The organism is Paraburkholderia sp. Ac-20347 (assembly GCF_017104805.1).
Taxonomy (GTDB): domain Bacteria; phylum Pseudomonadota; class Gammaproteobacteria; order Burkholderiales; family Burkholderiaceae; genus Paraburkholderia; species Paraburkholderia tropica.
This window is the reverse complement of record NZ_JAAGPN010000387.1, coordinates 1-5,597: the sequence shown is the minus strand read 5'-3', so window position 1 is coordinate 5,597 and position 5,597 is coordinate 1. Positions and strand designations below refer to the sequence as shown.

Below are 5,597 nucleotides of genomic sequence, written 5' to 3'. Positions count from 1 at the left end.
GCGATCAGCGTGAGTTCGCCGGCGGGGCGCGCGCTGCCGTCCATCAGCGACCACAACATGGCGGCGCGGCCGGGATCGGCGAGCAGGGCGGCGACGCGGGCGAGGCCGGGGAAATGCTGGGTGTCGTCGCTGGCGGGAAGGATCATGGCGGCTCCTTGTCGGTGTGTTGCGGGCGCGGCGGCCCATGTCCTCACTGTAGCGAACATCGACATTCGACGTTTCAGCGTGACGTGAAATATCGCTGCGCCCGCGAAACTGAATCGCCTCGGGCCCGCGCGCTAAAATTGGATCCTCACTCGAAGCAGGCAGGCAGTCATGAAACGGATTCTGGCCATTGGCGCGCTCGCCGCGCTCACGCTGCTGTGCGCGGCCTGCGCAGGCGGCACGCCGGCGAGCAGCAGCGCGAGCGGCATCACCATGTACGGCACGATCGATCAAGGCATTTCGGTTCGCAACTGAGAGCTCTGCGCGCGTTCTCGCCGTCGGACGCGTTGGCAGAAATTGATGCCAGCTTGACGTAACTGCCACATGCGCCCATGCGATGATGGTGCGTTCCCGGCTACGTCGCAGGTTGGCGCCATGACTTTTTCCTCTTCCGCGCGGCACGTGGTTTTCGCGGTCGCGCCCGAACTCGTGCTGCTCGATGCCTGCGGCCCCGTCGAGGCGTTCTGGCGCGCCGAACTGGCGGTGCGCGCGGCCTCGGCACGGCAATCGCCGACGCTTTCATCAACCGAAGCACACGCCTACCGCGTCACCGTCGCCTCGCTGGCGGGCGGCGTGCTGCCGACCTTCGCGGGCCTGCCCGTCGTCACCGCGCGGCTCGATACGATCGACCCTGCCACCATCGACACGCTGATCGTCCCCGGCATTCCCATCGACGACACGACCGTGCCCGATCCCGCGCTGGTCGCGTGGATCGCGGACGCCGCGCCGCGCGCGCGCCGGGTCGCCTCGGTCTGCACGGGCGCGTTCTATCTGGCCGCCGCCGGTTTGCTCGACGGTCGCCGCGCCACGACGCACTGGCGCAACGCGGCGCAGCTCGCGCGCCGCTATCCGCAAATCGATGTCGATCCGGAGCCGATCTGGCTGCGCGACGAGCGTGACGGCCGCGCGGTCTGGACGTCGGCGGGCGTGACGGCGGGCATCGACCTGTCGCTCGCACTGATCGAGGAGGACTACGGTCACGCGGTCGCGATGCAGGCGGCGCGCCGACTCGTCGTGTTCATGAAGCGTCCGGGCGGTCAGGCGCAGTTCAGCGAGACGCTCGAAGCGCAGAGCGCGGCGGGCGGCGCGTTCGAGGCGCTGCACGGCTGGATGGCTGCGAATCTGCATGTCGAGCTGAGCGTGGAGCGGCTCGCCGAGGAAGCGCGCATGAGCCCGCGCACGTTCGCGCGCCGTTACGTGGAAGCGGTGGGGCGCACGCCGGCGCGCACTGTGGCCGCGATGCGCATCGAAGCGGCCGCGCACGCGCTCGCGCAATCGCGTCGGCCTGTCAAACGTATTGCCGCCGACTGCGGTTTCGGCAGCGAGCAGAACCTGCGCCGCGCGTTCGAGCGGCGCTATGGCGTGCTGCCGGTCGACTATCGCGCGCGGTTTTCGGCGGCGTGAAGCGCGCGCTTAGACGAAAATCCGCGAAAAATCCCCAAAATATCGGCGAAATTTCCGCACAAGCGCCGCGCCGGGTTTTCAACGAATCTGCAAAACATCCGTACCAAAAGCACGGCTGCGGTTGCCTTATTGCGCTCGTATAATCGGTCGCTCCTATAAACGAATCGCTGCGACGATTCCACGCAGCGCAAGCGCAAAAAATCCCACACGAGCGGAGCCGATATGAGTACGCCTTCCCAGCCGCTGGACCGTTCGGAAACGACGTTCCGCTTCCTTGCCGAACCGACCTCGGTGAATTTCGGCGGCAAAGTCCACGGCGGTGCCTTGATGAAGTGGATCGACGAAACCGCGTATGCCTGCGCGGCCGTCTGGTCGGGCCGCTATTGCGTGACGGTGAGCGTGGGCAATATCCGCTTTCGCCGTCCGATCCTCGTCGGCAACATGGTCGAGCTGCGCGCGCGCGTAGTGGCCACGGGCCGTACGTCGATGCACATCCACATCACCGTGCACGCGGGCGACCCGAAGAGCGGCCAGCTGCGTCTGACGACCGATTGCCTGATCGTGTTCGTGGCCGTCGACGAAAACGGCAATCCGATTCCCGTCCCGACCTTCGTGCCGGAAACCGACGAGCAGAAACGCCTCGCGAAATACGCGCTCGACGTGAAGGAAGCGCTCGACGCGATCGTCGAACTGAAGCCGGAAGAAGTGGCGAAGGGCGAAGTCTGACGCACACAATGGCGGAATAAAAAACGGGCGGCGAGGTTCGATCCTCGCCGCCCGTTCTGCATTTCAGCCCTTGATTCAGGGCTTATTCTGCACGTGCGTCTGCGCTCAGCCCTTCAGGTTGCCGACCATCTCGCCGGGCTTCACCCACTCGTCGAACTGCTGCTCGGTCACGTGGCCGAGCGCGAGCGCGGCGGCCTTGAGCGTGGTGCCTTCCTTGTGCGCCTTCTTGGCGATCTGCGCGGCCTTGTCGTAACCGATGTGCGGATTGAGCGCCGTCACCAGCATCAGCGACTCGTTGAGCAGCGTGTCGATGCGGTCGCGATTCGGCTCGATGCCCACCGCGCAATGATCGTTGAAGCTCAGCGCGCCGTCGGCGAGCAGGCGGATCGATTGCAGCACGTTGTGCGCGATCATCGGGCGGAACACGTTCAGTTCGAAGTTGCCGCTCGCGCCGCCGATGTTCACGGCCACGTCGTTGCCGAACACCTGGCAGCAGAGCATCGTCAGCGCTTCGGACTGCGTGGGGTTCACCTTGCCCGGCATGATCGAGCTGCCCGGCTCGTTCTCGGGAATCGACAGTTCGCCGAGACCGCAGCGCGGGCCGCTCGCGAGCCAGCGAACGTCGTTGGCGATCTTCATGAGGCTCGCGGCCACGGTCTTGAGCGCGCCGTGCGCGAACACGAGCGCGTCGGCGGCGGCCATCACCTCGAACTTGTTCGGTGCCGTGACGAAGGGCACGCCCGTGAGCTTCGCGATGGATTCGGCAACTTTGTGCGCGAACTGCGGATGCGCGTTCAGGCCGGTGCCGACCGCCGTGCCGCCCTGCGCGAGTTCGTAGAGATGCGGCAGCGTGGTTTCCACGTGCTTGATGCCGTGATCGAGCTGCGCGACGTAGCCCGAGAACTCCTGGCCGAGCGTGAGCGGCGTGGCGTCCTGCAGGTGCGTGCGGCCGATCTTGACGATGTCGCCGAACTGCTTCGACTTGGCCGCGAGCGTGTCGCGCAGCGTTTTCAGCGCGGGCAGCAGATGCTTGACGATGCCGACGGCGGCCGCGACGTGCATGGCCGTCGGGAACACGTCGTTGGACGACTGGCCGCGATTGACGTCGTCGTTCGGATGCACCTTGCGCGCCTCGCCGCGCTCGCCGCCGAGAATCTCGCTCGCGCGATTCGCGATCACCTCGTTGAGGTTCATGTTGCTCTGCGTGCCCGAGCCGGTCTGCCAGACGGCGAGCGGGAACTCGCCCGCATGCTTGCCTTCGATGATCTCGTCGGCGGCCTGCACGATCGCGCGCGCCTTGGACTCGTCGAGCACGCCGAGGCCGTGATTCACTTCGGCGGCCGCGCGCTTGATCGTCGCGAGCGCGGTGATCAGTTCCGGCGACTGCTTCTCGGTCGAGATGCGGAAGTTCTGCAGCGAGCGCTGCGTCTGCGCGCCCCACAGTTGCGCGGCGGGCACGGCGATTTCGCCGAACGTGTCGCGCTCCATGCGGACGTTGTCTTGAGATGCGGTCATGGGTGACTCCGGTGAATGATGCGGCGCTGCATCGAAGGCGCGCGCCGCTTTCGTGACGGGTTCGATCCGCGTGATGGCTGGGCGACGGCGTCGCAGCGCGTGGCTGCGCGGCGCGAGGCCGGTGCGGGCGGGCCGCGCCCCGGGGCATGCGCATGCGCACATGCGGGGCGGGGCGGCGCTCGCGGCTGGCTGTGATGGCGGACGTCGAGGCCTGGCCGACTCGCCCGCGCTGAAGATCAGACGCTGAGGATCAGAGCTGGTTGTCGACCGGCAACAGCAAGAATAGCCCGGTTAGCAGATTTCGGTAGAAACCCGCACCAGGATCGAGGTTGTAGGTGCGGATCGCGCCGTCCTCCTCGTCGGTCCAGACGAGCGGCGACGAGATCGCGCTGCCGCGCATCGACGCCAGTTGCGCGGGCGTGGCGAGCGTGACGCGATAGCTCGCCTTGGGCGAGCTGGCGAGCGCGAAATAGCCGGTCACCTCGTGCGCGACCGGCGCGCTGTCGATCGAGAGCGCGAGTTCGGTGTTCAGGTTCGCCGAGCGCGGATCGAGATTGAGCGAGCCGATCACGAGCGTGCTGTCGTCGATCACATAGGCCTTCGCGTGCAGGCTCGCGCGCGACTGCGAGCCGACGATGCCGAAGCGCCGCTGCGGCGATCCCGCGGGCTGCACGGGCTTGAACTCGTAAAGCTCGGCGCCGGCCTGCAGCATTGGCACGCGGTAGGGGCTGTAGCCGGCCTGCACGGCGATGGCGTCGGTGGCCGCGAGCGAGTTGGTGAGGATCGCCACGCGCACGCCGCGCGCGGTCAGGTCGCGGATCGCCTGCACGCCCGCCTCGTGCGGCACGAAGTACGGCGAGAACACCAGCACGCTGCGGTTCGCCTGATGGATCTGGTCGAGCAGCGAACGCATCGCGTCGCCCATCTGGCCGTGTTCGTCGCCGTCGTGCGCGCCCGCGATCTTTTCCGGCGAATCGGCCACGAAATGCCACTTCGCCCAGACGAGGCCGAGTTCGCCGCGCGTGATCTGCTGCGCGAGCGGCGTGGCGTTGAGCGGCTTCGCGTTGTACGGCTCGGCGGTGTCGCGCCAGTGCTGGCGCAGGTCGTCGCGCGCGGTGTCGAGGTCGTGCGCGTCGAACTTCTGATGATTGAGCACGGAGAGCGGATACGAGACCGCGCTGTTCCAGTAGGCGTCGAAGCTGTCGGAGACCGCGCGCGCAACCGGACCGGCGCCCAGCACGTCGAGATCGGTGAACTGCAGCGTCGGACTGGCGCTGAAGTATTCGTCGCCGAGATTGCGCCCGCCCACGATCACCAGTTCGTTGTCGACGATGGTCGCCTTGTTGTGCATGCGGCGCGTGAACTGGTCGACGTTCGTGAAGAAGTTGCGCGTGCGCGTGAACATCGATTCGCTGGTGCTGCCGTACGGATTGAACACGCGGATCTGGATGTTCGGATGGCTGTTGAGCGCGGCCATCAGGCGGTCGATGTCGTGGAAGTTCAGGTCGTCGACGAGCATGCGCACGCGCACGCCGCGATCGGCCGCGTAGAGCGCGGAGCCGAGCAGCAGCTTGCCGGTGGTGTCCTCGTTGGCGATGTAGTACTGCATGTCGAGCGTCTTCGTCGCCGCGCGCGCGAGCGCGACGCGCATCTGCAGCGAGTCGGTGCCGGTGGCCAGCAGGCGGAAGCCCGATTCGTCCGGATGCGCGGCTTCGGGCGCGGCCAGCGCGGCGCCGAGCGGCGTGGCG

Annotated in this window: 5 protein-coding genes and 1 pseudogene; 3 read left to right on the top strand and 3 right to left on the bottom strand. The window is 67.1% G+C overall.

Going from position 1 to position 5,597, the window contains the following annotated elements; translation table 11 throughout:
- Positions 1-146, bottom strand: a pseudogene (locus tag G3N97_RS35930) (transcriptional regulator); the annotation flags it as partial.
- A gap of 169 nt (positions 147-315) precedes the next feature.
- Between G3N97_RS35930 and G3N97_RS35925 the strand changes: the two are divergent.
- The 3 genes from G3N97_RS35925 to G3N97_RS35915 all read left to right on the top strand — a co-directional run bounded on the left by G3N97_RS35925 (position 316) and on the right by G3N97_RS35915 (position 2,334).
- Positions 316-459: a hypothetical protein gene (locus tag G3N97_RS35925; protein WP_205997564.1), complete on the top strand. Its 144-nt coding sequence runs from the start codon at positions 316-318 to the stop codon at positions 457-459.
- Positions 460-579: 120 nt separating this feature from the next.
- Positions 580-1,608 (top strand): helix-turn-helix domain-containing protein, encoded by a 1,029-nt coding sequence (locus G3N97_RS35920; RefSeq protein WP_205997563.1) that lies wholly within the window; start codon positions 580-582, stop codon positions 1,606-1,608.
- A gap of 222 nt (positions 1,609-1,830) precedes the next feature.
- Entirely contained in the window at positions 1,831-2,334 is a 504-nt protein-coding gene (locus tag G3N97_RS35915) for an acyl-CoA thioesterase (protein WP_065061279.1), read from the top strand.
- Positions 2,335-2,439: 105 nt separating this feature from the next.
- Here G3N97_RS35915 and fumC read toward each other — a convergent pair whose 3' ends face one another.
- Both fumC and G3N97_RS35905 read right to left on the bottom strand, forming a co-directional pair.
- A complete protein-coding gene (gene fumC, locus G3N97_RS35910; RefSeq protein ID WP_205997565.1) occupies positions 2,440-3,822 on the bottom strand; it encodes a class II fumarate hydratase in 1,383 nt (460 codons plus the stop codon).
- Positions 3,823-4,099: 277 nt separating this feature from the next.
- Positions 4,100-5,597 (bottom strand): phospholipase D family protein (locus G3N97_RS35905; RefSeq protein WP_205997562.1); only part of this gene is annotated, 1,498 nt, incomplete at its 5' end.

What these genes read in the sequence shown, in the direction of transcription:
- G3N97_RS35915 (WP_065061279.1), top strand. Translation starts at nt 1,831, where the DNA reads ATGAGTACGCCTTCCCAGCCGCTGGACCGTTCGGAAACGACGTTCCGC.
- G3N97_RS35925 (WP_205997564.1), top strand. Translation starts at nt 316, where the DNA reads ATGAAACGGATTCTGGCCATTGGCGCGCTCGCCGCGCTCACGCTGCTG.
- fumC (WP_205997565.1), bottom strand. Translation starts at nt 3,822, where the DNA reads ATGGAGCGCGACACGTTCGGCGAAATCGCCGTGCCCGCCGCGCAACTG.
- G3N97_RS35920 (WP_205997563.1), top strand. Translation starts at nt 580, where the DNA reads ATGACTTTTTCCTCTTCCGCGCGGCACGTGGTTTTCGCGGTCGCGCCC.